The sequence below is a fragment of the Candidatus Methylacidiphilales bacterium genome, from assembly GCA_025056655.1.
In the GTDB taxonomy this organism is placed as follows: domain Bacteria; phylum Verrucomicrobiota; class Verrucomicrobiia; order Methylacidiphilales; family JANWVL01; genus JANWVL01.
In genome coordinates this window covers 19221-40873 of record JANWVL010000178.1, presented here as the reverse complement: position 1 = coordinate 40873, position 21653 = coordinate 19221, and the positions used below count along the sequence as shown (strand labels likewise).

The following is a 21653-nucleotide window of genomic DNA, read 5'->3' as shown; positions in this document are numbered from 1 at the left end:
ATATGGCAAGACGTCGCAGAGCAATACGCCGGCAGATAGAGCCTGATCCGAAGTTTGAGTCAGTTAACGTTGCGCTTTTGATTAATAAGGTCATGCGCTGTGGGAAAAAGACCTTGGCGCAGCGTATCGTCTACAAAGCGATTGATTTGATTAATGAAAAAAACAAGGACGGAGATCCACTTGAGATTGTAAACCGTGCAATAGAAAACGTTAAGCCGCGGGTTGAGGTTAAAAGCCGACGAATTGGAGGTGCGACCTATCAAGTGCCTGTCGAAGTTGCTCCTGAGAGACAGCTGTCGTTAGCCATGCGATGGATAGTGAGTTTCGCCGATAAACGTAAGGGGGTGCCGATGTATGAGGCTTTGGCGTCTGAGCTGCTAGATGCAGCGGCTGGCCAAGGTAGCGCGATCAAGAAACGTGATGATGTTCACAAGATGGCACAGGCTAATCGTGCGTTTGCTCATTTGCGATTTAAGTAGAGAGACAGTGTATGAGTGGTTCAGTTTCAAATCCAAATTCACCTAAACGCGCTTATCCTTTGGAAAGGACGCGTAATATCGGCATTTGTGCACATATTGATGCTGGGAAGACAACCACTACTGAACGCATTTTATTTTACACAGGGAGTATTCATAAAATGGGAGAGGTGCACGAAGGCACTACGGTTACGGATTGGATGGAACAGGAGCGTGAGCGCGGAATCACGATTACGAGTGCTGCTACGACCTGTTTCTGGCCTGTTCGCAAGGAGGAAGGTTTATATAAGATCTTTGAAGGCCAGAAGTTCAGAATAAATATTATAGACACTCCCGGACACGTAGACTTTACAGCAGAGGTTGAGCGGTCGTTGCGTGTGCTCGATGGAGCGATTGCAGTTTTTTGTGGAGTTGCGGGGGTGCAACCTCAATCGGAGACGGTGTGGAGGCAGGCGAATAAGTATAACGTGCCTAGAATTGCATTTGTTAATAAAATGGATCGTGTCGGTGCAAATTTTGAGAACGCCATAAACGATATGCGCACCAAGCTTGGTGCTAACGCATGGCCCGTTCTCATTCCATTAGGGAAAGAAAACGAACTTTGCGGTCAGATAGACGTAATTAATCAAAAAGCGATTATATATTCAGATGATGATGTCCTTGGGTCCACTTACCAGGTTACTGAAATTCCGAATGAGTATAAGGCCGTGGCTGAAAAAGCCTTAGAGGATCTTATAGAAGCTGTGGCAAACTTAGATGATGAAATTGGGACATTGTTTTTAGAAGAAAAGAAACCCACGCCTCAACAACTTAAGCAAGCCATACGCCGCTTGACTATCGGATTAAAATTTGTGCCAGTAATTGGTGGCGCTGCTTTTAAGAATAAAGGTATCCAAAGTTTGATCGAGTCAGTGGTGGATTATTTGCCGAGCCCGCTAGATATTCCGCCTGCAAGAGGGGTTAACAAAGATACTTCTGAACCTTTAGAGGCTAAGGCAGATGATAATGGGAAGTTTGCTTCATTGGCTTTCAAGCTTTGGACGGATCCGTTTGTCGGCAAACTTGTCTTTTTCCGGGTTTATTCAGGGAAACTTTCAAAAGGGGACGTAGTCGTCAATACACGGACTGGTAAGAGAGAGCGAGTGTCGCGAATCATCCAGGTGCAAGCAGATAAAAAGGATGATATAGAAACGGTCTATTCGGGAGATATTGCTGCGTTAGTAGGCGTGAAAAACATCACAACGGGGGATACACTTGCAGCCGAAGATTTTCCTATAAGTCTTGAACCGCCGTCTTTCCCGGAGCCAGTTATTTCTATGGCTGTTGAACCCAAAACTAAAGCTGATCGGGAGAAGATGGCAGAAGGTCTCTCCCGGTTGATGGAGGAAGATCCGACATTTCGAGTTTCAACGAATGAGGAGACTGGTCAGACTATCATTGCCGGAATGGGTGAGCTGCATCTTGATATCATTTTGGATCGGATGCGCAGGGAATTTAATGTGCAGACCATTGCGGGGGCACCTCAGATTGCTTATAGAGAGACTATTTTGAAGCCTGCGGACGGTGAGGGTAAGTTAATCAAGCAAACGGGTGGACGTGGTCAATACGGACATGTGTGTATCAGAGTTGAGCCTAACGGGCGAGGTAAAGGAGTTGTTATAGAAAACAAGATCGTCGGCGGGGTGATTCCTAAAGAGTATATTCCTGCTGTGAAAAAGGGGTTAGAGGAGGGATTACTGAATGGGGTGGTTAACGGAAGCCCTGTTATTGATATAAAGATAGACATTGTGTTTGGAAGTTATCATGAGGTTGATTCAAGCGAGTTGGCTTTCAAAATGGCAGCGATATTTGCATTGAAAGATGCGTTGAAGAAGGCCAATTCTATACTGCTTGAGCCTATCATGAAAGTCGAAGTTTCTACACCGGATGAGTTTCAGGGGGATATATTGGGTGATCTTAATCGTCGCCGTGGAAAAATCATTAACGTAGAGACGAAGGGAAACACTTCAATTATACACGCTGAAGTGCCTTTGGCTGAAATGTTTGGATATGTGAATACTATTCGATCGCTGTCTAAGGGACGTGCAGCCTATTCGATGGAGCCTTCACATTTTGAACAAGTGCCCGCACAGATCGTGGCACAGATCACGGATGCAAATAAGAAAAACTAAAGAGTATTTTATATATGGCTACACCTAGAATCAGAATTCGTCTAAAGGCGTTTGACTACCGACTCCTAGATCGGGCTTCGAATGAGATTGCGGAGACTGCACGGAGAACAGGTTCCGCTGTGGCGGGGCCTATCCCGCTTCCCACCAAAATCGAGCGCTACACAGTGAACCGCTCTCCGCATGTTGATAAGAAAAGTATGGATACTTTTGAGTTGAGGACGCATAAGCGGTTGATTGATATTATTGATCCCACTTCTAAGACTGTAGATGAGCTTAAAAAGCTTAACTTGCCTGCAGGAGTAGACATCACCATTAAGATATAGAGATCGAGCTAAATATGAAGATAGGTATACTAGGTAAAAAACTAGGCATGACGAGGGTGTATGATGCCAAGGGGGTGATACGGCCGGTTACGGCAATTTTAGCGGAGCCGAATACTGTCTTGGCGGTGCGAACTGTTGAAAAGGATGGCTACTCAGCAGTGCAGCTGGGTGTTTTTGATCAGAAAGAAACACGTGCTTCTAAGCCCCTGATTGGTCATTGCAAGAAAGCGAATGCGGCACCTAAACGTTTTATCCGTGAGTTCCCCATAGATCCGAAAGATGATTTAGACAAAGTGAATTTGGGGGACGTTGTGAGTGTGGATCGTTTCAAAGTCGGGATGTGGGTAGACGTGATCGGCCGAACGAAAGGGAAAGGCTTTCAAGGAGTTGTTAAAAAACATAACTTTTCTGGTCAGCCGGCATCCCACGGCTCGAAGATGCATCGGCGCAATGGGGCAATCGGTGAACGTTCAACTCCAGGGCGTGTATTTAAAAATCATGGGATGCCCGGGCATCTGGGAAATGAGCGTAAGACTGTACAGAATCTTGAGGTGATCCAAGTCCGCCCTGAGGATAATATTATACTAGTCGCGGGTGCAGTCCCTGGAGCAAGGGGAAGCCATGTAGTCATTCGGCCTGCAATCAAGGGACAGCCACGACCTAAAATACAGCCTAAGAAGGCCGCTAAAAAAGCTGAGACAAAGCCTGCCAAAAAGTAATTGATTCCATGAAGACCCAAACTCTCACATTGGAACAAGCTAGCCAACTTTTGGACGTTCCCCTCATCCCGAATCGGAAAGGGACGCAGACTCTTCTTGAGGTGGTCACAGCATATCGTGCAAACCGGCGTCAAGGCACGCGAGCTACAAAGACGAAAGGCACTGTCCAGAAATCAGGAAAGAAACCGTGGCGCCAGAAGGGGACAGGGCGTGCACGAGCCGGGTATGTCGCTTCACCGATTTGGAGAGGAGGCGGAGTTGTATTTGGGCCACAGCCGCGCGATTTCTCGAAGAAGATCCCTAAGCGTGTGAAGAAATTTGCACTTAAAAAAGCATTCAGCATGCGGGTAATGGATGGGGCTGTGAGCTTGAGTTCTCCCATAGAATTAAAAAATCCAAAGACGAAGGAACTCCTTTCGATACTCGATCCTCTAAATTTGAAAGGTCGGACCTTGATTATCGTTGGAAAAATGGATCCGAAGCTCTATTTAGCAGCGCGTAACGTTCCGACACTTGGGGTTACCGATGCAGATCAATGTAATGCAGAGGATTTGATTTCATATCATAACATTATCATTACCGAAGAGGCAATGGGCAAGATAGCAGCACGATTAAAGAAATAAAAGATTATGCGAGATCCTTACGAGATTATACGAAGACCTCGGATTACGGAAAAAGGCACTGCTGCGGCAAAGGCCAGCAACAGTTACGTCTTTGAGGTAGATCGTTCAGCCAATAAATTGGAAATTAAAAAGGCAATTAAAGCTCTATTTAATAAAGATGTTGAGCGAGTAAATATTGTTGTGGTAAAAGGCAAGACCAAGCGAACTCGTAACGGGCTTATACGTCAAACGCCAAAGTTTAAGAAGGCTTATGTGAAGCTAAAAGAAGGGCAAACAATTGAATTCATTTAGAGTAAAAGGAGAAGGAATAATATGGGATTAAAAAAATTTCGTCCATTGACACCGTCCTTGCGTTTTACAGAGCTCGATGATTTTTCGGACATCACGACAGATAAGCCTTATCGTCCGTTGACGATTGCGCGTCGCAAGACTGGAGGTAGAAATAATTACGGGCGTATTACGTGCCGGCACATCGGAGGCGGGCATAAACAACGCATACGGGTTATAGATTTCAAACGCGACAAACATGGCATACCAGCTGAAGTAAAAACAATCGAATACGATCCCATACGCACCGCACGCATCGCTTTAGTGGAATACAAAGATGGCGAAAAGCGCTACATTATTGCACCTAACGGACTAACTGTCGGACAAACCATAATGAGTGGCCCAGACTGCGAGCCTACGGTGGGAAATGCTCTTCCTTTAGAAAAAATTCCCCTGGGCACAGTGATACATAATATAGAAATGATTCCGGGCCGCGGAGCTCAGATTTGTCGTTCAGCTGGGTCCTCAGCTACGCTCATGGCTCTGGATGCCGGCTATGCAAATATTCGCATGCCGTCAGGTGAAATCCGGAAGATCCATGCGAAATGTTACGCAACAATAGGTCAAGTCTCAAATATCGACCACTTTAACCAGTCGCTTGGTAAAGCGGGTAGGAAGCGGTGGCTAGGGATACGACCTACTGTCAGAGGGATGGCCATGAATCCAGTTGATCATCCGAACGGTGGGGGGCAGGGTAAAAGTAAAGGAGGAGGGGGACGTCAGCATCTTGTCTCGCCTTGGGGGCAACTTGCTAAGGGACTGAAGACACGTCGTAAGCACAAAATTTCTGACAAATTTATTGTGCAAGACCGTCGCAAGAAGTAAACCTAGATAACAAGCCTATGGGTAGAAGTCTTAAAAAAGGTCCATTTGTAGATGATCATCTTCTGGAGAAAATAGAGAAGATGAACAACTCTGGAGTAAAGAAGCCAATAAAGACTTGGTCTCGCAGGTCAATGATTACGCCGGATTTTGTCGGCCACACTTTTCTTGTGCACAACGGCAAGATATTCCATTCAGTTTTTGTGACGGAGAACATGGTCGGGCATCGGCTTGGAGAGTTTTCGCCAACCCGAACCTTTAAGAAGCACGGAGCGCATACTGAAAAGGCTGTTGCTAAGTAGAAATAATTTTTCGAAAAGAATTGCTTGCTATTCTTTTGGAATAGCTATAGCATGCGCGCCTTTGCTGTGCCTTGCGCAAGCTGGGCGCACCGAGGAAGCTCGATCTTCTTCGGAACGTTCTTTGAAGCCGGAAGAAGGCGCTTCACAGGGAACGTCTTTGCACGATGATTCGGCTGCAAAGGTGAGTTCTAGTGAAGCGGATCCTTCTTCGATTCCAACACTCAATAAACTATCCACTGATGGGGCAAGAGACGCCCGGGAGGATCTGCAAATTCCTATCTTGGGAGTGACCGAGGATAGTATTGAGAGTAAAGCCGAAGCGATTGCTCGGTCGGTGCAAGATGCACTGCAGGCGGTAGATGTGCCCCGCGATAGTCTGGAGTTGATGAATTACGATCAGCTTCTGGCCTATGCGCATCGCCTTAGAGATGCGCTTATATTGGCTAATGCTGAGGCGGAGTTTTTTCGTCAACAATGGCAACAACAACGCCTGGCAAATGAAGCTATGGGCATTGATATTCTCACTGGAGATGCTCAAGCTTTACAGCAACGGCTCGTGCAAGCTGTTAAAGAATTATACAATACAGAACAAGAGCGGCGTCAGGCGATCAAAGCCCTTGATGAATTGTCAAAAGCTAGTCTAAATTTGATTCGTTCGGGTTCAGGTTATAACCCGATGCTGCGGGCACAGTTTGAACAGACTTATCGCAGTGCACAAAGATTAATTGAAGGGAAAGGGGCTAGCCCTATACCGATGGCACAAAGCCTAGCAGATGCGCAAATTGTCGGCGTTAACCTTGATCTTAAGACGGTGATTATCAACGTCGGATCAAGCCATGGAGTCGAAGTAGGCATGCCCTTCTACGTGCTTCGAAATGATATAGTAATTGGCAGTATCAAGGTCTTGCAGACCCGTGAGACTATCTCTGCTGCTGTGATTGAGGAAGTGAGAGGAAACGAAATCTTCAAAACGAAAGATCGAGTGATTCTCGCTGTCCAAAAAGCAGAGGCTAAGCTGCCATCCGATAAGCTCAAAATTCCGAAAAAGAAATTTTCCAATACAAAATAAAAAGTATGGAAGTGAAATCTATTTACCGTTACGCGCGTATCTCAGCATTCAAAGCTCGAGATGTCGCTCGTGCTATACAAGGAGAGCCTGCTATTCTTGCATTGCGGCGGCTTGAATATTATCCTAAGAAAGCAGCGCGTCTGATCTACCAGACGCTGAAATCAGCGATCGCAAATGCAGAGAATAATCATAATCTGCTGCCTGAGACGCTCTACATTCGCGAGGCAACTATTGGTGAAGGGCCGAGTTTCAAACGTTACCAACCCAAAGCGCGAGGCAGTGCTGGGCCAATAATAAAGCGCACGAGTCATATCCGCATTGTGCTGACGGACCAGCCTCCAGTAACTAAGCCGTCAGCAAGCAAATCCAAAAAGTCAACGAAAAAAACTGAATCATCTGACACTTCAAACTAAGTAGCTGAATAAACTATGGGACAAAAAGTTAACCCAATCGGTTTTCGAGTCGGCGTCCATCGCAACTGGCGCTCTATGTGGTATGCAAATAAAAAGCAATTCTCGGAATTTCTCATCGAGGATTACCGCATTCGCCAGTTCTTGAAGAAGAAGCTTCGTGAAGCAGCGGTCTCTAAAGTCTTCATCGAGCGATCTGGTAATCGTCTTCGAGTGAATATCTTTTCGGCACGACCTGGGCTTGTGATCGGGAGAAAGGCAGCTGAACTCGACAATCTTAAAAGGATGATTGCTGAGATTGTTGATCCCTCGCGTGAGATTTTCGTAGAGGTGAAGGAAGTTAAGACTCCTGAGCTCGATGCGCAACTGGTTGCAGAGAATATCGCGATGCAAATCGAACGGCGTATTTCACACCGACGAGCTATGAAAAAAGCTGTGCAATCCGCTCAAGAAGCTGGTGCTATCGGAATTCGTGTTAAAGTGTCTGGACGTCTTGGTGGCGCTGAGATTGCACGTTCTGAGCAATACCTCGAAGGGAAAGTTCCATTACACACACTTCGAGCAGATGTGGATTATGGATTTGCTGAAGCCAATACAGTGGCTGGCAAAATTGGAATCAAAGTCTGGATTTGTCGGAAGGAGGATGTCTTATTGACAGTGTAACGTTATGGCAATGTTACCCAAACGCGTAAAGTATCGAAAGAGTCAACGAGGGAGTCGCGCAGGAAACGCAACTCGTGGAACAACGATAGCCTTTGGATCCTATGCCCTGCAGGCACTTGGGCGGGGGTGGATTAAAAATACACAACTTGAGGCGGCTCGTGTCGCCATCACTCGGAATATGCGGCGTAAGGGCAAGCTATGGATCCGCGTCTTTCCTGACAAATCAGTCACTAAGCGTCCCCCTGAGACTCGTATGGGTAAGGGGAAAGGAGCACCTGAATTTTGGGTGGCAGTCGTAAGGCCGGGGAATATCCTCTTTGAATTGGACGGGCTTACTGAGGCTGCTGCGAGGGAGTGTTTCCGTCTTGCAGCCAGCAAGTTATCTGTGCGAACGCGTTTTATTGATCGCACTACTCAACTTGGATATTAACCCAACTTTACAAGACATATGAAGCTCCAGGAATTACGCGCGCTATCTGATGCAGAGATAAGAAGTAAATGCCAGGAGGCTAGACAAGAGCTGTTTAACCTTCGGATACAGAAAGTCACAGGGCAGCTGGAGAAGCCACATCGCATTAGAGAGCTTAAAAAGATTATTGCACGTGGGAAAACTATCTTGAGGGAACGAGAGCTTAAGAAAACGTAAAAAAAGTGATGCAAAACTTGGCAGTATCATCTACACTTTCTCCCCCTCGAACGAAGTAAAGTTTGGTTATGAATAATGACAATATCGATGTCCCAGCTTCGGCAACGACGCGCAAGCCTGTAGTAAAAGAGCGCGTTGGAGAGGTTATCTCTGATAAAATGGACAAGACGATTGTCGTGAGGGTAGCTCGTCGGATTGCACATCCTCGCTACCGTAAAATTATCACGGTGCATAAGAACTACTATGCGCATGATGAGAAGAATGAAGCGCGGGTAGGTGATATTGTAAGAATTCGTGAGACACGACCGCTGAGTCGCCTCAAGCGATGGCAGCTTGTGTCTATTGACAAAAAGGCAGAACCCTCTTCTTCGACAGTTCAGGAGGTAAATCTATGATTCAGATTCGTTCATGGCTCACTGTTGCTGATAACACAGGCGCAAAGCAAGCAACTATGATTGGTGTGGTAGGCCGAAAATCTCTTACTGCACGCGTCGGAGACATCATAACGGCCAACATTAAAGAAGCAGCTCCAGATGGCACGGTGAAAAAGAGTGATGTAGTCCGTGCAGTAGTGGTGCGCACAAAGCATCCGATTCGACGTAGCGACGGTTCGTATCTTCGCTTTGACTCCAACGCGATTGTGGTGATAGATAAGGATATGAATCCCCGTGGCACGCGTATTTTTGGTCCAGTTGCAAGGGAGCTGCGTGATAAGAACTTTATGAAAATTATCTCTCTTGCACCAGAGGTCGTCTGATAGCTCTATGAATCGTATGAGAAAAGCGCAGCTAGCTCCCAGGCGGCACCGTGTTCACGTCAAGAAAGGTCAAGAGGTGATTGTTATATCCGGTGTTCACAAAAATAAGAAAGGCAAAGTGCTGGAGGTGCTTACTAAGAAGAACCGTGTGATCGTCGAAGGAGTAAATATTGTCACGAAGGCAGTTAAGCCCAACCCAAAAAATCCTAAGGGCGGTTTTGTGCAACGAGAAGCGCCAATCCACGCCTCAAAGGTCATGGATGTTAAAAAATACGAAGAGCGATTTCAAAGAAAAAGAGCAGCCAAATCTAAATAACTGGTTGAGTTATGAACGCTAGGGCAAATTTTGATCGCCTTTATCGAGAAAAAATCGTTCCAAGCTTAATGGAGTCTGGGCGTTATTCCAACATTAACGAAATACCTAAGATCGAGAAGATTGTTGTAAATTGTTGCATCGGCTCGACGGAAGAAAAGACAGCTCTTGAAGACGCTGAAAAAGATATAGCTGCGATAACTGGTCAAAAACCTGTGCAAACAAAAGCGAAGAAAGCCATATCCAACTTTAAGCTCAAGAAAAATCAACCGATTGGCCTAAAAGTGACTTTACGCGGGCGGATGATGTATGAGTTTATGGAGCGGCTCATTGTAATGGCGCTTCCTCGTATTCGTGATTTTCGAGGGGTCTCTGCACGAGCATTTGACGGTCACGGAAATTATACCCTGGGTATCAAAGATCATACGATATTTCCAGAAATTGAGCTCGATAAAGTTAAAAGAAATATAGGGATGGACATCACATTCGTAACTACGGCAAGGAATGACGAGCGGGCTAAGGAGTTATTACAGCTCTTCGGCATGCCTTTTTCCGATCGAAATAGAAATCTACAAACTACTGCTAAATAAACCAAACACCTACGTTCTTATGGCTAAGAAATCCTGGATCGCTAAACAAAAACGCACACCCAAGTTTAGGACGCGCGCTTATAACCGCTGCAAAATTTCTGGCCGTCGTAGGGCCTATATCCGTAAATTTGGGGTCAGCCGTATACAATTTAGGGAGCTCGCCCAGTGGGGGGAAATACCAGGCGTAATGAAAGCAAGTTGGTAGAACCAGATAAGGCTATGCAAACCGATCCCATATCTGACTTCATTACTTGCCTCCGTAACGCGGTGCGAGCACATCTAGTTGAAGTTACAGTTCCCCATTCCCGCGTAAAAGGGCAAATTGCCCGAGTCTTAAAAGAAGAGGGTTACCTGAGTGATGTTGAGATCATACCCAACGGCAAAAAGCCGCTTCTCAAAGTCCGTCTTCGAGTGGAAGGTAAGAGATACGCGCTCACGGACATTCAACGTGAAAGTAAGCCTGGCCTTCGACGTTACGTCTCCTGCAAGGAAATACCTCGAGTTCTAGGTGGTATGGGTATTGCAGTATTATCAACTCCTAAAGGCATCATAACTGGCCATAAAGCTAAAAAATTAGGGTTAGGAGGAGAATTACTACTCACCGTCCATTAATTGATTGTAATCTATGTCTCGAATAGGCAAGAAACCGATAGAGATCCCGAGTGACGTAAAACTGAACGTCATAGATAACCTTGTGAATATCGAAGGACCGAAAGGTAAACTCAGTTACACATTGCCTCCTCAAATTACCCTTAAACTCGATGGATCACGTGCTTACCTAGAAAATAAAGGAGAAACCCGTCAGCACAAAGCTTGGCATGGGCTCGCTCGAGCTATAATTGCTAATCATATTATTGGTGTGCGACAGGGTTTCAAAAAAGATCTTCAAATCGAAGGAGTGGGATTTAAGTCAGCGGTTCAAGGCAAGACACTGGTCCTCAATCTTGGTTTTTCCCACCCAATCAACTATGAGATTCCGGAAGGGATAAAGATAACCGTCACGGATAGCGTGAACATCAGTGTCGAAGGCATAGATAAGCAGAAAGTGGGAGCTGTTGCTGCTGACATCAGGAGATTTTATCCTCCAGAACCCTATAAAGGGAAGGGCATACGCTACGTCGGTGAATATATCCGTCGCAAACAAGGGAAAACAGCTCAAAGCAAATAACCTCGTTCATATCATATGCGCATATCCCGTCGCATTGTTCGCAAACGCATCCACAAAAGAATTCGAAAAAAAATCAGTGGCACCGCAAAGCGCCCACGCCTTAGTGTGGCTTTTTCTGGCAAGCACATCTACACTCAGATCATCAATGATGAAGCCGGCGTGACCTTAGCGAGTGCGGCTACTACTGAAAAGGAACTACGCGCAAAAAAATTATCTGCCAACGTCAATAGCGCAAGGGTCATTGGCACCCTTATTGCTCAGCGAGCAAAAGAAAAAAACATCCATCAAGTCGTTTTTGACCGAGGCGGATTTATCTACCATGGAAAAGTTAAAGCGCTCGCCGATGCGGCACGTGAGGCTGGATTAGAATTTTAAAAGTTAATTCATATGCCTAACCCTACTCAAGACATCGAATCCACTGTAAATACAGAAACACTTAATGAAGGCATTGAAAATGCGGCTTTAATCTCAGAGCCGAATGCCGAGACATCTGATTCTCTCTCTAAGAATCGGAAAAACAATTCGCGCAACAATCGCACGCGAAATTCTCGAACCACCGATCGTTCTAACCGGGCTCCCACATCGGAGTTAATAGATAAAGTTGTTCACATCAATCGCACCACGAAAGTTGTCAAGGGCGGTCGGCGCTTCGGATTTAGCGCTCTAGTCGTAGTCGGTGATCGCAAAGGTAAAGTCGGGGTGGGCTTTGGTAAAGCCAATGAGGTTGCTGACGCCGTTCGCAAGGCGACTGAGAATGCGACCAAAAGGCTCTATGATATTGTGCTCAAGGATGGCACTATTCCTCACGCCGTAGAGGCACACTTTGATGGAGGTTACGTTCTGCTTCGTCCTGCATCTCCTGGGACGGGTATTATCGCTGGAGCAGGAGTCAGAGCAGTCTGTGAAGCTGCAGGAGTGCGAGATGTGTTAGCTAAATCGCTTGGGTCAGCTAACCCGTTTAATGTTGTCCACGCCACTCTTCATGCGCTCTGCAGGTTGAGATCTCCGGAGGAGATCTACACCCTTAGGGGAAAAAAGTGGAAAGCCTCTTCATCGATATCGTCTGATAACCACACGAACGATTCGTCATCTCAATCTACTCCATAAACCATAATCTCGGATTCGTGTCTATGAAACTTCCACAACTCAGCAACAAACCTGGTGCTCGACACCGCAAAAAACGACTCGGATGTGGCGAAAGCTCTGGTCACGGCAAGACTAGCGGAAAAGGACATAAAGGCCAAAAGGCTCGATCGGGTGGGAGCATACGATTGGGATTTGAAGGGGGGCAGATGCCCCTCATACGCCGCATTCCTAAGAGAGGGTTTAACAATGCACGGTTTGCTACTCGATACGCGCCCGTTAACTTAAAAGCGATAGAGGAACGCGGACTTACGGGGATAATAGATGAAGCGGTTCTCCGTCAACATGGACTTGTGAATGGCCGTTGGGATGGCGTCAAAATTCTAGCTCAAGGAGAAATAAAGCAACCGCTTCAATTCAAAGTTCATGCTGTCAGTGCAGCGGCGCGAGCTAAGATAGAAGCCGTGGGAGGAACGGTCGAAATTATTTCGAAATAACTTCTCCTGAATATCCATGTTTTCGGCTTTTTCAAATTGCTTCAAGATTCCAGAGCTTCGCCAACGCATCCTCTTTACTCTTGCGGTGATAGTTATCGCACGGGTCGGGGCTGCGATACCGGTGCCCGGTGTTAACTCCACGATATTGGGAATGTTCTTTGAGAGTGTTGTTGATCAACAAGCTCAAGGCTCAGTCATTGGTCTTTTCAATCTTTTCAGCGGGGGAGCGCTTGAAAACTGCGCTATTTTTTCTCTCAGTGTAATGCCCTACATCACTGCAAGCATCATGATGCAACTTCTCACGGCAATCGTGCCTAGTCTCGGCAAACTTTCGAGAGAAGAAGGGGGGCGTCAGAAAATCACTCAGTATTCGCGCCTCTTGACGCTTGTTTTTTGCGTTTTCCAAGGCTACCTTTTGGCCATTGGTTTTGAAAAGCCCGAAAGCATTCCACTTCTCAAAGGGATTCAAGAGATCATCCTGAGAGAAGGGACACCCTTGGTTTCTGATTCTGGCCCGCTTTTTCGGTTTACTACAATTCTTAGCTTAACGACTGGCACCATGCTCCTCATGTGGCTGGGAGAACAAATCACTGATAAGGGAATAGGAAACGGCATCTCAATTATCATTACCGTAGGTATCCTTGCTCAGCTTCCTGCAGCGCTGATCCAAGCTTGGAATAAAATCACGGCAGGAAGTGTTGTGACGAGCCCCCTTTTAGTTGTCGCACTACTCGGTTTTCTTTTTGCCGTCATTGCTGCCACCGTCGCTATCACACAAGCAATACGGAAGGTTACAGTCCAATATGCTAAACAAATACGCGGAAACAAAATTTTCGGAGGCCAGTCTTCCTATCTTCCTCTGAAGCTGAATTATGCAGGTGTGATGCCAGTGATTTTTGCACAATCTATCATTCTCTTTCCGAGCACAGTTCTAAGCATCATTCCAAACATGCCCATCGGCATTCAGCAATTCATCAATAACCTCACCCACGGCTGGATGTATTACGTCCTCTATGGGCTAATGATCTTTTTCTTCTCCTATTTCTGGGTAGCGATGGTCTTTAATCCTGTTCAGATCGCAGAAGATCTTAAGAAGAACAATGGAGCTATCCCGGGTGTGCGTCCAGGAGAAGGCACTGCTATGTTCCTTGATCATGCTATGACGCGGCTAACCTTTGCTGGCGCTGTTTTTCTTGCCTTCATTGCCATCTTGCCATTAATCATCCATCATAATCTTAAAATCCCCAACGTCACGGCTCAATTCTTCGGAGGCACAAGTCTCCTGATTGTGGTGGGAGTAGTGCTAGACGTCATGAGGCAAATGGAAACCTACCTTCTCCAACGTCATTATGACGGTTTCCTCAAAAAGGGGCGTATCCGCGGGCGTTCTGCGTTTCAAGCCACTACACAAAGCCGGACTGTCGACGATACTACACTGGTGTGGATTTACGCGCTGATTGGTATCCTCGTCATAGCTGGCATCACCATCGCGCTTTCTAGCAAGTAAACACACATCCTTTCATCCCCCACATGGCACAAATTCCAATAAAGCGCGAACCAGAAATCCAAGCCATGCGAGAAAGCGGAGCCCTGGCAGCGACCATCCTTGAGCAACTCAAAAATCTTCTCGCTCCAGGAGTCACTACGCGTGAGATTGATCAGGCTGCTGCTGACCTTATGCGCGAATACGGCGTTAAAAGCGCGTTCTACGGTTATCGAAAGTTTCCCGGCCACATCTGCATAGGCATCAATGAAGAAGTCGTCCACGGTATCGGCAGCTCGCGCCGCATCCAATATGGCGACATTGTAAAAATAGATGTCGGCATCCTGCATAACGGGTGGATAGGAGACACCGCGGCGACCATTCCCATCGGAGAAATTTCCGCCGACATCGCGCGACTCATCACAGCGACTGAAGAAGCTCTCTATCACGGCATTGCTGCGGCGCGCGCAGGGGCTCGGGTGGGAGATATATCTCATAGCATTGAATCTTATATCAAAAAACACCGCTTCTCCGTCGTAAGAGAATTTGTCGGGCATGGCGTCGGTCGTCACATTCATGAAGAGCCTCAAGTGCCAAATTTTGGTCAACCTCACACAGGTCCTATACTCAAGCCTGGAATGACACTGGCCATCGAGCCGATGGTAAACTTAGGCACGCCAGATGTTCGCATCCTCGCTGATGGATGGACAGCTGTCACTCGAGATGGACTTCCATCAGCTCATTTTGAACACACCATTGTCATCACCGAAAAAGAAGCGGAGATCCTCACATGTCTGCCAACTCAGAAAATATCCAAATCGAAGGCACCGTCGTTGAAGTCATGAATCACAACCTTCTACGCGTAAGCCTTTCGAACGGTCATCGCATTCTCTGCCATGCTGCAGGGGAAATGCGGTTAAATTTTATAAAAGTCTTGCCCGGCGATAAAGTTTTGGTAGAACTTTCACCCTATGATTTGACCCGAGGTCGTGTCATCAGTAGAAAGTAATCTCAATTTCAAACCACAATACCATGAAAGTCCGCGCATCCGTCAAAAGAAAGACAGCTGATTGTCAAATCGTCCGACGCAAAGGGCGAATCTACGTTATTAATAAAAAGAACCCTCGCCTCAAAAAGAGGCAAGGGTAACCTCGACCTTATATTTTATGCCAAGAATATTTGGAGTAGAAATTCCTGGTGACAAAAAAATAGTTGCCTCTTTGCCCTACATATACGGCATCGGTCGCGCTCGTGCCCGGATCATTTGCGAACAAGCAGAGATCAACCCCGACATTCGCGCCAAAGACCTCACGGACTCACAAATCAACCGAATCATTAGAGTTGTCCAAGAGAATAAATACGTAATTGAAGGCGATCTACGGCGTGAAATCCAACAAAACCTCAAACGCCTCCAAGCAATCGGCTGCTACCGCGGCATCCGCCATCGTCGCGGTCTTCCTGTTCGCGGTCAACGCACCTCGACCAACGCTCGCACTCGCAAAGGTCCTCGCAAGACGGTCGGTGTGCAGCGCAACAAAGATGCCAAGAGAGGCAAAGTCTAATACTAATTCCCCTTCAAGCCTATGTCTGAAGAGACTCCATCTCCCTCAACACCTGAGACATCGAATAAGCCATCCAAAACAACCAAGTCCAGCAAATCATCGAAGTCCAGTAAGGCGGCCAAGAAAGCAGATGCCAAAGTTGAAGCTACGCCGCCTGTGGTTGAAGAAGTTAGCCCGCTTACAGCAGCAGATTTGCTAGGTGAGACGCCTGAAAAAATCAAAATTGCAAAGGTAAAAGGAGCTAAAAACGTCACTACAGGGATTGCTCATATACTCGCCACATTCAACAACACGATTGTCACGCTTACAGATCTTAATGGTAATGTGATAGCCTGGTCGAGCGCAGGCAAATGTGGATTTCGTGGGTCGAAAAAGTCCACGGCTTATGTGGCTCAAGTTGTCGCGCAAGATGCTTGCAAGCGTGCAATGGCTCATGGACTGCGTGAAGTGCAAGTGCGCGTCAAAGGCCCGGGGTCAGGCCGTGAATCGGCGATCCGTGCCATTCAATCAGTTGGCATTGAAATTACCTCTATCGTCGACACGACGCCCATCCCCCACAATGGATGCCGTCCACGGAAACCACGTCGCGTGTAATTAACGAACGTTATACACAAATTAACCTATGGCTCGTTATACAGGACCTCGCACCAAGAAAAGCCGCCGTTTCGGCGCTGCTTTGTTTGGCCCTCATAAAGCACTTGAACGTCGCAACTATCCTCCGGGCGTTCACGGTATCAAAGGCCGCAAGAAGCAATCAGATTATGCCGTTGCCCTCGGAGAGAAGCAAAAGTTGCGTTACACTTATGGCATTCTTGAAAGGCAATTCCGACGCTATTTTGAGATTGCATCGAGAAAGCGCGGTGTCACTGGTGATATTTTGCTTCAACTTTTGGAAACTCGACTGGACAATGTTGTTTTCCGTCTTGGCCTAGCGAGCTCTCGACGTGCAGCGCGGCAATTCGTCTTACACCGCCACATCCTCGTCAATGGCCGAGTGGTGAATATTCCCAGCTTTCAGGTTAAAACAGGAGACGTCATTGAAGTCCGCGATCGTCCTAAATCTCGTGCATATGCTGCGCGTAGCCTCGAAGCGATGCAGCTTTCTCCTGTGCCCGACTGGCTAGTGATTGATAAAGAGCAGTTTCGCGGCGAAGTAAAGCGGCTTCCTACACGCGAAGAAATTGCTCCAGTGGCCAACGAGCAGCTTGTCGTCGAACTTTACTCCCGATAATGCAAGTAATCTACGGTTTTTCTTCTCTCGAGCTGTCGGTCCTCTTCTCAAGCCTAGGCTAGGCAAGGAGAGGGTAACCCAGCTCATTTTACCACTTAATCAAACAACCTCGAGAACTTAAAATAAATCCTTATGCCCATCAGACTAGGAAGCTTCGAAATGCCTAAAAGCCTCGTTAAGAACACCGAGACGAGGACAGACACCTATGCTCAATACATCGCCGAGCCTTTTGAGATCGGCTACGGTCACACTATTGGAAACTCCCTCCGGCGAGTCCTTCTCTCCTCACTTGAAGGGGCGGCTATCACCTCAATTCGAATCGAAGGGGCTCAACATGAGTTTTGCACTCTGCCTAATGTCGTCGAGGATGTCACGGAGATCATTTTGAATCTTAAGAAGGTGCTTTTCAAGCTCCCTAATCGCGAGACTCGGAATTTGGTCCTCTCCGTTAACAAAGAAGGCCCAGTTACTGCCGGGGATATTAGACTCGAGCCCGGCGTTGAGGTCGTCAACCCTGATCAAATTATCTGCACTTTAGATAAAAAGCAGAAATTTTACATGGAGATGGAAGTCAAAGTAGGGCGCGGGTTTGCGCTTGCAGAGGCCAATAAAAAGCCAGATCAGCCGATCGGCATTATTCCGATTGATTCGCTTTTCTCGCCCGTCCGTAAAGTTAAATATACGGTTGAAAACAGTCGCGTCGGGCAAAAAACGGACTACGACAAGCTAATTCTTGATATTTGGACGGATGGCCGCATCACGCCTGAGGATGCTTTGCTTCAAGCGGCAGGTATCCTACGTAAGCATCTGGATATCTTCGTCAACTTCCAAGAGGATGTGGTCGAATTTGAAAAGAGTAAGTCTGAAGCGACGCAGGAGGATAATAAGTTAATCAAACTCCTCACGATGAGCGTCAATGAAATCGAGCTTTCCGTGCGTGCGACCAACTGCCTGAACAATGCAAATATTCTCACCGTTGGCCAGCTTGCTATGAAGACTGAAAGCGAGATGTTGAAGTTCCGCAACTTCGGTAAGAAATCTTTGAACGAAATCAAAGAGAAATTGCAGGAGCTTGGGTTGACGCTCGGCATGAAATTTGATCCTGAAATTGTCGAGATTTTGAATAAGACTGTGGAATCTAAAACTGCGAAGGTGTAACGTCAAATTTCTCGGGCTTATGAGACATCGAAAAATACGTGGTAAACTTGGTAGAAAGAAGGAGCATCGTGAGAGGACGATCGCTCAACTTGCTACAGCTCTTATCCGTCATAATCGTATCACCACTACGCTGGCCAAAGCTAAAGCGACACGTCCGTTTGCCGAGAAACTGGTCACTCTCGGCAAAAAAGGGACGCTGCACCACAGAAGGCTGGCTATTGCGAGAGTGAAAGGGGACAAAGAGGCAATCAAAAAACTCTTTGAGGAGATTGTCCCTGCTATGCAGGACCGCAAAGGCGGCTATACTCGCATTTTACGTCTAGGCAGCCGTTCTACAGGGCGCAACGACGCCGCACCAATGGCTATTCTTGAGTGGGTGAATTACAGCGTTAAGACCGATGACGCACCGCAGATTGTCGAAGGAAAGAAAAAAGCGACTTCGAAAGAAGAGGTCGTAGAGGTGAAAGAGTCTCCGACGGAGAAGGAAGAGCAAAAATAAGCAGAAAGCTTGCTCTTAGCGGCGATTGAGTTCATTATTCCAATCCTTGGACAAGCCAGGGTAGCTCAGGGGTTAGAGCGGAGGTTTCATAAGCCTTAGGTCGGGGGTTCGATCCCCCCCCCTGGCAACTTTTCTATGAACAAAGTCTGGGTCGGGTAGGCGAATTGTAGGCCAGCTTTGTCGAAGCGATCTTTGATTTCTAACTGTAATTCACTTTGGAGCGCGAAAAATTCATCGCCGTTTTTGTAATCAGCCCACGCGATGCCGATAATCTCAAGGGAAGAGGGAGCCAGCGCGCGGAACCGCGCGAAGGCTTTTTTGACCTTGGGATGGCTGCGCAGGATTTCTTCGAGGATTTGGCAAGCCTTCTGGATCTCAGTGCGACTGTGTTGATAGACGATTCCGACTGTGAGAAGGATGCGAGTGCAGCCTATGAGTTGGGGGTCGTTGGTCTTTGAATAGTTGCGGATTTGTTTATCGACGACGTCTTTGTTCGGCAAGGTGATGCGTTCTCCAGTGAGGCTTGTAATCTCGATGGAGCGGATGCCCATGCGAGTGACGAATCCGTCGTAATCTAGAAAGCTGATGCGGTCGCCTACTTGGAAGGGGCGATCGAAGATGAGTTCAAGCGAACCGATGGCGTTTGCCAGGGTGGATTGCGAGGCGAGGGCTAGAGCGGCGCCCAGGAAACCTGCGCCGGTGAGCATGGGCAGGATGGGAATGCCAAGCATCTGCAAGAGAGTCATCCCGCCAATGCCGATAATCAGGGCTTTGGCAAGGAAAGTGCCGATTTCAGTCCATCGGCTGTTGAGAGTGTTTTCCTGGATGCTCCAGTAGCGGCGAAGGATGACGGCGATAATATCTACGCCGCGATAGAGGAAGAAGATGATGATGGCGAGATTGGCCGTGGGGTAGATGCGTTGCAGTCGGCTTTGAATGGACTCGGGGAGTGAAGTGATTTGCTCCAGCCCTAGCAGGGTGAAGTAAGCCAGAATGGTGATGGCCAACGGCAGTCGGATAAGATGGATGATGGTGGTGATCGTGTGGGCATCGTGGGCAATGAGCCAGCGGCGGATGAGGCGCACGATCTTTTGATCGATCAGCCAGAATGCCAGGAGGCCGAGAAATACAAAGAGAGCGAAGGTGAACCATTCTGCGGGGCGGATGTGGCGGAGAAGCGTTTCGAGGATGTTAAGCCAGTTTTGAGTTGCGTTTTCCATAGGGTTGAATCGGAGAGTTATTCTAACGCGCACGGCATTAAAACAGCTTCACTCATGCCGTGAAGTGCTTTTTTGTTGGCGGGACAGTGTGTGGCGAGAATGCCGGCGAGTGTGACTTGGTCGTTGTGAACGAAGTAGTATGGGCAGAGGCGGGTGCGGCCTGTGAGGGGGGCGGTGGCGGTGAGGCTATCGTCTGTGAAGTATTCGTGAGTCTCCAGGCGGCCCTCGATGAAAGGCTGCAGGATGTAGGGTTGGGTCTCGAATTTTTGGAGGGCTGTCTCGATTGCAGCGCGCCAAGCTTCGCTGGGGATGTCGTGCCCGAAGGTGACGCCGCGAGAGCCCCAGGCTAGGGGGCTGTAGCCGGAGATTTTGAGGACGAGGCGGCGCTGGCGTTGGGAGAAGGAGGCGACTTCGCTCCAGGAGTGGACGTTGAGTTCGGGGATGACGGCGTGCCAGGGGAGAGGCTCTGGGGTGAGGATCCAGGTGCGGGGGATGATTTGACGGAGGAGTTGGAAGTAGGCTTCGCCGATTTGTTGGCGCCAAAAGGTTTCGAGTGGTTTGAGCCAGAAGAGGGCGAGGGCGAGTTTTTCTTCGAGTTGGGGCTTGAGTGGCGGCTGCATTGGGGTGGGGGGGTCGAGGGAGAGCCAGGGCATTAGGTGGTGGTCGAATGTTTCGAAGAAACGGTATATGGGGCGGCCGGTGGGTTGGTAGGTTTCGGCCCAGTAGAGATTTTGGCCGTTTAGGAAGTGGTGCCATTCCGGGTAGTAGTCGGCAGCTTCTTGGGAGACGAGCACGTCCGCGGAGGGGAATGTGGTGTGGAAGGCGTGACGGATGCCATTCGGTGCGCCTATGACGTTTGGGTGAGTGGTTGCGTAGGTCTCTTGGAGCCATGCGGTGAGGCCGATGCCGCCGGGGATGGAGTCTATTTCGCAGAGGCTGAAATTGTTGTCGGTGACGAGGAGGTCGGGGCGGATGAGTTTGGGGAGTTGGTTGTGGTGGCTTGGGTGTCGTGCTGCGCGGATGAGGGGGGCGGGTTTTCCTGCGTCGAGGAGCTGTGCGATTTGGGGAAGGGTTTTTCCTTGGTAGCTGTATTTGTAGAGGAGGTGGAGTGCGCGTTGGAAGGCGTGAAGGGCTTTGCCGAGGCGTTGGAGGACTTGGAATTGTCTAGGGGTGATGGGGTAGGGTTTGGCGGCTAGGTGGCACTTTTTATTGGGGCCGAGGAGCTGTCGGATGGTGGAGGGGTTTGTGAGAGGGGGGTGCATGAAGGATGGCTGTTTCATTCTCTGGCTGGATTAAGTCTTGCGTGGGGTGTGAATGCTGAGGTGTGAATTTATGGCTTATTTGGGGGGGCGGAAAAGTTGTGACTTGGGGGCTGGGGTTGGTTCTTTAATGAACGTGTGATAGGGGAACGGGTTGTGTTTGGTCTGACTCAGAAGGCTGTGTGGTAAGATTTGGGAGGATGGTGGCGTGCATGTGTGGGGGGGACTGGGGGTGCATTGGGTGGGGTGTGTTGGTTTGGGGCGGGGAATGGAAGTGGTTGG

General features: G+C 48.1%; 34 protein-coding genes and 1 tRNA gene. 33 read left to right on the top strand and 2 right to left on the bottom strand.

All coding sequences use genetic code 11. The features are described from left to right. Nucleotides 1–2 precede the first annotated feature (2 nt). The 33 genes from rpsG (at nucleotide 3) to NZM04_11275 (ending at nucleotide 19019) form a co-directional block, all read left to right on the top strand. Nucleotides 3–479, top strand: a complete 477-nt coding sequence (rpsG, locus tag NZM04_11435; protein MCS7064627.1) for a 30S ribosomal protein S7 — start codon at nucleotides 3–5, stop codon at nucleotides 477–479. 11 nt (nucleotides 480–490) lie between these two features. Beyond that, a complete protein-coding gene (gene fusA, locus NZM04_11430) occupies nucleotides 491–2647 on the top strand; it encodes an elongation factor G (protein MCS7064626.1) in 2157 nt (718 codons plus the stop codon). Nucleotides 2648–2661: 14 nt separating this feature from the next. Beyond that, nucleotides 2662–2970: a 30S ribosomal protein S10 gene (gene rpsJ / locus NZM04_11425; GenBank protein MCS7064625.1), complete on the top strand. Its 309-nt coding sequence runs from the start codon at nucleotides 2662–2664 to the stop codon at nucleotides 2968–2970. Between the two features lie 14 nt (nucleotides 2971–2984). Next, nucleotides 2985–3689 carry a 50S ribosomal protein L3 gene (gene rplC, locus NZM04_11420; protein MCS7064624.1) on the top strand — a complete coding sequence of 235 codons (705 nt, stop codon included), beginning with the start codon at nucleotides 2985–2987 and terminating at the stop codon, nucleotides 3687–3689. A gap of 8 nt (nucleotides 3690–3697) precedes the next feature. Beyond that, nucleotides 3698–4312 carry a 50S ribosomal protein L4 gene (gene rplD, locus NZM04_11415; GenBank protein ID MCS7064623.1) on the top strand — a complete coding sequence of 205 codons (615 nt, stop codon included), beginning with the start codon at nucleotides 3698–3700 and terminating at the stop codon, nucleotides 4310–4312. Between the two features lie 6 nt (nucleotides 4313–4318). Next, nucleotides 4319–4603 (top strand): 50S ribosomal protein L23, encoded by a 285-nt coding sequence (gene rplW / locus NZM04_11410; GenBank protein ID MCS7064622.1) that lies wholly within the window; start codon nucleotides 4319–4321, stop codon nucleotides 4601–4603. Nucleotides 4604–4624: 21 nt separating this feature from the next. After that, nucleotides 4625–5464: a 50S ribosomal protein L2 gene (rplB, locus tag NZM04_11405; GenBank protein MCS7064621.1), complete on the top strand. Its 840-nt coding sequence runs from the start codon at nucleotides 4625–4627 to the stop codon at nucleotides 5462–5464. A 17-nt stretch (nucleotides 5465–5481) separates the two neighbouring features. Beyond that, nucleotides 5482–5763 (top strand): 30S ribosomal protein S19, encoded by a 282-nt coding sequence (rpsS, locus tag NZM04_11400; protein MCS7064620.1) that lies wholly within the window; start codon nucleotides 5482–5484, stop codon nucleotides 5761–5763. A gap of 121 nt (nucleotides 5764–5884) precedes the next feature. Beyond that, nucleotides 5885–6832 (top strand): rod shape-determining protein MreC, encoded by a 948-nt coding sequence (locus NZM04_11395; protein MCS7064619.1) that lies wholly within the window; start codon nucleotides 5885–5887, stop codon nucleotides 6830–6832. Nucleotides 6833–6837: 5 nt separating this feature from the next. Further along, nucleotides 6838–7245 carry a 50S ribosomal protein L22 gene (rplV, locus tag NZM04_11390; GenBank protein ID MCS7064618.1) on the top strand — a complete coding sequence of 136 codons (408 nt, stop codon included), beginning with the start codon at nucleotides 6838–6840 and terminating at the stop codon, nucleotides 7243–7245. A 15-nt stretch (nucleotides 7246–7260) separates the two neighbouring features. Then, nucleotides 7261–7905 carry a 30S ribosomal protein S3 gene (gene rpsC / locus NZM04_11385; GenBank protein ID MCS7064617.1) on the top strand — a complete coding sequence of 215 codons (645 nt, stop codon included), beginning with the start codon at nucleotides 7261–7263 and terminating at the stop codon, nucleotides 7903–7905. Between the two features lie 10 nt (nucleotides 7906–7915). Next, nucleotides 7916–8335: a 50S ribosomal protein L16 gene (gene rplP / locus NZM04_11380; GenBank protein MCS7064616.1), complete on the top strand. Its 420-nt coding sequence runs from the start codon at nucleotides 7916–7918 to the stop codon at nucleotides 8333–8335. 18 nt (nucleotides 8336–8353) lie between these two features. Further along, nucleotides 8354–8551, top strand: coding sequence for a 50S ribosomal protein L29 (gene rpmC, locus NZM04_11375; protein MCS7064615.1), 198 nt, complete (start codon nucleotides 8354–8356; stop codon nucleotides 8549–8551). A 68-nt stretch (nucleotides 8552–8619) separates the two neighbouring features. Beyond that, a complete protein-coding gene (gene rpsQ / locus NZM04_11370) occupies nucleotides 8620–8946 on the top strand; it encodes a 30S ribosomal protein S17 (GenBank protein ID MCS7064614.1) in 327 nt (108 codons plus the stop codon). Beyond that, complete coding sequence (gene rplN, locus NZM04_11365) at nucleotides 8943–9308, top strand: 50S ribosomal protein L14 (protein MCS7064613.1); 366 nt, start codon at nucleotides 8943–8945, stop codon at nucleotides 9306–9308. The genes rpsQ and rplN overlap by 4 nt, the downstream gene beginning before the upstream one ends. A 16-nt stretch (nucleotides 9309–9324) precedes the next feature. Further along, nucleotides 9325–9624, top strand: a complete 300-nt coding sequence (rplX, locus tag NZM04_11360; GenBank protein MCS7064612.1) for a 50S ribosomal protein L24 — start codon at nucleotides 9325–9327, stop codon at nucleotides 9622–9624. A gap of 11 nt (nucleotides 9625–9635) precedes the next feature. Next, complete coding sequence (gene rplE, locus NZM04_11355; protein ID MCS7064611.1) at nucleotides 9636–10211, top strand: 50S ribosomal protein L5; 576 nt, start codon at nucleotides 9636–9638, stop codon at nucleotides 10209–10211. 19 nt (nucleotides 10212–10230) lie between these two features. Continuing rightward, entirely contained in the window at nucleotides 10231–10416 is a 186-nt protein-coding gene (locus NZM04_11350) for a type Z 30S ribosomal protein S14 (GenBank protein MCS7064610.1), read from the top strand. Nucleotides 10417–10430: 14 nt separating this feature from the next. Then, nucleotides 10431–10823 (top strand): 30S ribosomal protein S8, encoded by a 393-nt coding sequence (gene rpsH / locus NZM04_11345; protein MCS7064609.1) that lies wholly within the window; start codon nucleotides 10431–10433, stop codon nucleotides 10821–10823. A 13-nt stretch (nucleotides 10824–10836) separates the two neighbouring features. Next, on the top strand, nucleotides 10837–11379 hold the full coding sequence (gene rplF, locus NZM04_11340; protein MCS7064608.1) for a 50S ribosomal protein L6: 543 nt from the start codon (nucleotides 10837–10839) through the stop codon (nucleotides 11377–11379). Nucleotides 11380–11394: 15 nt separating this feature from the next. Then, nucleotides 11395–11754, top strand: coding sequence for a 50S ribosomal protein L18 (rplR, locus tag NZM04_11335; GenBank protein ID MCS7064607.1), 360 nt, complete (start codon nucleotides 11395–11397; stop codon nucleotides 11752–11754). Between the two features lie 216 nt (nucleotides 11755–11970). Beyond that, entirely contained in the window at nucleotides 11971–12486 is a 516-nt protein-coding gene (gene rpsE, locus NZM04_11330) for a 30S ribosomal protein S5 (protein MCS7064606.1), read from the top strand. Nucleotides 12487–12509: 23 nt separating this feature from the next. After that, nucleotides 12510–12959 carry a 50S ribosomal protein L15 gene (rplO, locus tag NZM04_11325; protein MCS7064605.1) on the top strand — a complete coding sequence of 150 codons (450 nt, stop codon included), beginning with the start codon at nucleotides 12510–12512 and terminating at the stop codon, nucleotides 12957–12959. Between the two features lie 16 nt (nucleotides 12960–12975). After that, on the top strand, nucleotides 12976–14466 hold the full coding sequence (secY, locus tag NZM04_11320) for a preprotein translocase subunit SecY (protein MCS7064604.1): 1491 nt from the start codon (nucleotides 12976–12978) through the stop codon (nucleotides 14464–14466). 23 nt (nucleotides 14467–14489) lie between these two features. Next, a complete protein-coding gene (map, locus tag NZM04_11315) occupies nucleotides 14490–15287 on the top strand; it encodes a type I methionyl aminopeptidase (protein MCS7064603.1) in 798 nt (265 codons plus the stop codon). Beyond that, nucleotides 15233–15451, top strand: a complete 219-nt coding sequence (gene infA / locus NZM04_11310; protein ID MCS7064602.1) for a translation initiation factor IF-1 — start codon at nucleotides 15233–15235, stop codon at nucleotides 15449–15451. The genes map and infA overlap by 55 nt, the downstream gene beginning before the upstream one ends. Before the next feature lie 23 nt (nucleotides 15452–15474). Then, the gene (rpmJ, locus tag NZM04_11305) at nucleotides 15475–15591 is read left to right on the top strand and encodes a 50S ribosomal protein L36 (GenBank protein ID MCS7064601.1); all 117 of its coding nucleotides are present in this window, start codon (nucleotides 15475–15477) and stop codon (nucleotides 15589–15591) included. A gap of 17 nt (nucleotides 15592–15608) precedes the next feature. Beyond that, nucleotides 15609–16004 carry a 30S ribosomal protein S13 gene (rpsM, locus tag NZM04_11300; GenBank protein MCS7064600.1) on the top strand — a complete coding sequence of 132 codons (396 nt, stop codon included), beginning with the start codon at nucleotides 15609–15611 and terminating at the stop codon, nucleotides 16002–16004. A gap of 216 nt (nucleotides 16005–16220) precedes the next feature. Then, nucleotides 16221–16598 (top strand): 30S ribosomal protein S11, encoded by a 378-nt coding sequence (gene rpsK / locus NZM04_11295; GenBank protein MCS7064599.1) that lies wholly within the window; start codon nucleotides 16221–16223, stop codon nucleotides 16596–16598. Nucleotides 16599–16626: 28 nt separating this feature from the next. Beyond that, nucleotides 16627–17235, top strand: coding sequence for a 30S ribosomal protein S4 (gene rpsD / locus NZM04_11290; protein MCS7064598.1), 609 nt, complete (start codon nucleotides 16627–16629; stop codon nucleotides 17233–17235). A gap of 159 nt (nucleotides 17236–17394) precedes the next feature. Further along, the gene (locus tag NZM04_11285) at nucleotides 17395–18393 is read left to right on the top strand and encodes a DNA-directed RNA polymerase subunit alpha (protein MCS7064597.1); all 999 of its coding nucleotides are present in this window, start codon (nucleotides 17395–17397) and stop codon (nucleotides 18391–18393) included. A gap of 19 nt (nucleotides 18394–18412) precedes the next feature. Continuing rightward, on the top strand, nucleotides 18413–18892 hold the full coding sequence (gene rplQ, locus NZM04_11280) for a 50S ribosomal protein L17 (GenBank protein ID MCS7064596.1): 480 nt from the start codon (nucleotides 18413–18415) through the stop codon (nucleotides 18890–18892). A gap of 54 nt (nucleotides 18893–18946) precedes the next feature. Then, nucleotides 18947–19019: transfer RNA gene (locus NZM04_11275), tRNA-Met, on the top strand. Here NZM04_11275 and NZM04_11270 read toward each other — a convergent pair. Then, a complete protein-coding gene (locus NZM04_11270; protein MCS7064595.1) occupies nucleotides 18988–20112 on the bottom strand; it encodes a mechanosensitive ion channel family protein in 1125 nt (374 codons plus the stop codon). The two genes, NZM04_11275 and NZM04_11270, sit on opposite strands and share 32 nt — an antisense overlap. Nucleotides 20113–20129: 17 nt before the next feature. After that, entirely contained in the window at nucleotides 20130–21374 is a 1245-nt protein-coding gene (locus tag NZM04_11265) for a hypothetical protein (GenBank protein MCS7064594.1), read from the bottom strand. Nucleotides 21375–21653 lie beyond the last annotated feature (279 nt).

Bases quoted from the DNA above. Each gene is read 5' to 3' on its own strand.
- rplN (MCS7064613.1), top strand. From the start codon at position 8,943: ATGATTCAGATTCGTTCATGGCTCACTGTTGCTGATAACACAGGCGCA.
- rpsJ (MCS7064625.1), top strand. From the start codon at position 2,662: ATGGCTACACCTAGAATCAGAATTCGTCTAAAGGCGTTTGACTACCGA.
- rplO (MCS7064605.1), top strand. From the start codon at position 12,510: ATGAAACTTCCACAACTCAGCAACAAACCTGGTGCTCGACACCGCAAA.
- map (MCS7064603.1), top strand. From the start codon at position 14,490: ATGGCACAAATTCCAATAAAGCGCGAACCAGAAATCCAAGCCATGCGA.
- infA (MCS7064602.1), top strand. From the start codon at position 15,233: ATGTCTGCCAACTCAGAAAATATCCAAATCGAAGGCACCGTCGTTGAA.
- rplQ (MCS7064596.1), top strand. From the start codon at position 18,413: ATGAGACATCGAAAAATACGTGGTAAACTTGGTAGAAAGAAGGAGCAT.
- rplR (MCS7064607.1), top strand. From the start codon at position 11,395: ATGCGCATATCCCGTCGCATTGTTCGCAAACGCATCCACAAAAGAATT.
- NZM04_11270 (MCS7064595.1), bottom strand. From the start codon at position 20,112: ATGGAAAACGCAACTCAAAACTGGCTTAACATCCTCGAAACGCTTCTC.
- rplV (MCS7064618.1), top strand. From the start codon at position 6,838: ATGGAAGTGAAATCTATTTACCGTTACGCGCGTATCTCAGCATTCAAA.
- rplB (MCS7064621.1), top strand. From the start codon at position 4,625: ATGGGATTAAAAAAATTTCGTCCATTGACACCGTCCTTGCGTTTTACA.
- rplD (MCS7064623.1), top strand. From the start codon at position 3,698: ATGAAGACCCAAACTCTCACATTGGAACAAGCTAGCCAACTTTTGGAC.
- rplC (MCS7064624.1), top strand. From the start codon at position 2,985: ATGAAGATAGGTATACTAGGTAAAAAACTAGGCATGACGAGGGTGTAT.
- NZM04_11285 (MCS7064597.1), top strand. From the start codon at position 17,395: ATGCCTAAAAGCCTCGTTAAGAACACCGAGACGAGGACAGACACCTAT.
- rpsH (MCS7064609.1), top strand. From the start codon at position 10,431: ATGCAAACCGATCCCATATCTGACTTCATTACTTGCCTCCGTAACGCG.
- rplF (MCS7064608.1), top strand. From the start codon at position 10,837: ATGTCTCGAATAGGCAAGAAACCGATAGAGATCCCGAGTGACGTAAAA.
- rplX (MCS7064612.1), top strand. From the start codon at position 9,325: ATGAGAAAAGCGCAGCTAGCTCCCAGGCGGCACCGTGTTCACGTCAAG.
- rpsM (MCS7064600.1), top strand. From the start codon at position 15,609: ATGCCAAGAATATTTGGAGTAGAAATTCCTGGTGACAAAAAAATAGTT.
- rplE (MCS7064611.1), top strand. From the start codon at position 9,636: ATGAACGCTAGGGCAAATTTTGATCGCCTTTATCGAGAAAAAATCGTT.
- NZM04_11265 (MCS7064594.1), bottom strand. From the start codon at position 21,374: ATGCACCCCCCTCTCACAAACCCCTCCACCATCCGACAGCTCCTCGGC.
- rplP (MCS7064616.1), top strand. From the start codon at position 7,916: ATGTTACCCAAACGCGTAAAGTATCGAAAGAGTCAACGAGGGAGTCGC.
- secY (MCS7064604.1), top strand. From the start codon at position 12,976: ATGTTTTCGGCTTTTTCAAATTGCTTCAAGATTCCAGAGCTTCGCCAA.
- rpsS (MCS7064620.1), top strand. From the start codon at position 5,482: ATGGGTAGAAGTCTTAAAAAAGGTCCATTTGTAGATGATCATCTTCTG.
- rpmJ (MCS7064601.1), top strand. From the start codon at position 15,475: ATGAAAGTCCGCGCATCCGTCAAAAGAAAGACAGCTGATTGTCAAATC.
- rpsD (MCS7064598.1), top strand. From the start codon at position 16,627: ATGGCTCGTTATACAGGACCTCGCACCAAGAAAAGCCGCCGTTTCGGC.
- rpsG (MCS7064627.1), top strand. From the start codon at position 3: ATGGCAAGACGTCGCAGAGCAATACGCCGGCAGATAGAGCCTGATCCG.
- rplW (MCS7064622.1), top strand. From the start codon at position 4,319: ATGCGAGATCCTTACGAGATTATACGAAGACCTCGGATTACGGAAAAA.
- rpsC (MCS7064617.1), top strand. From the start codon at position 7,261: ATGGGACAAAAAGTTAACCCAATCGGTTTTCGAGTCGGCGTCCATCGC.
- NZM04_11350 (MCS7064610.1), top strand. From the start codon at position 10,231: ATGGCTAAGAAATCCTGGATCGCTAAACAAAAACGCACACCCAAGTTT.
- rpmC (MCS7064615.1), top strand. From the start codon at position 8,354: ATGAAGCTCCAGGAATTACGCGCGCTATCTGATGCAGAGATAAGAAGT.
- rpsQ (MCS7064614.1), top strand. From the start codon at position 8,620: ATGAATAATGACAATATCGATGTCCCAGCTTCGGCAACGACGCGCAAG.
- fusA (MCS7064626.1), top strand. From the start codon at position 491: ATGAGTGGTTCAGTTTCAAATCCAAATTCACCTAAACGCGCTTATCCT.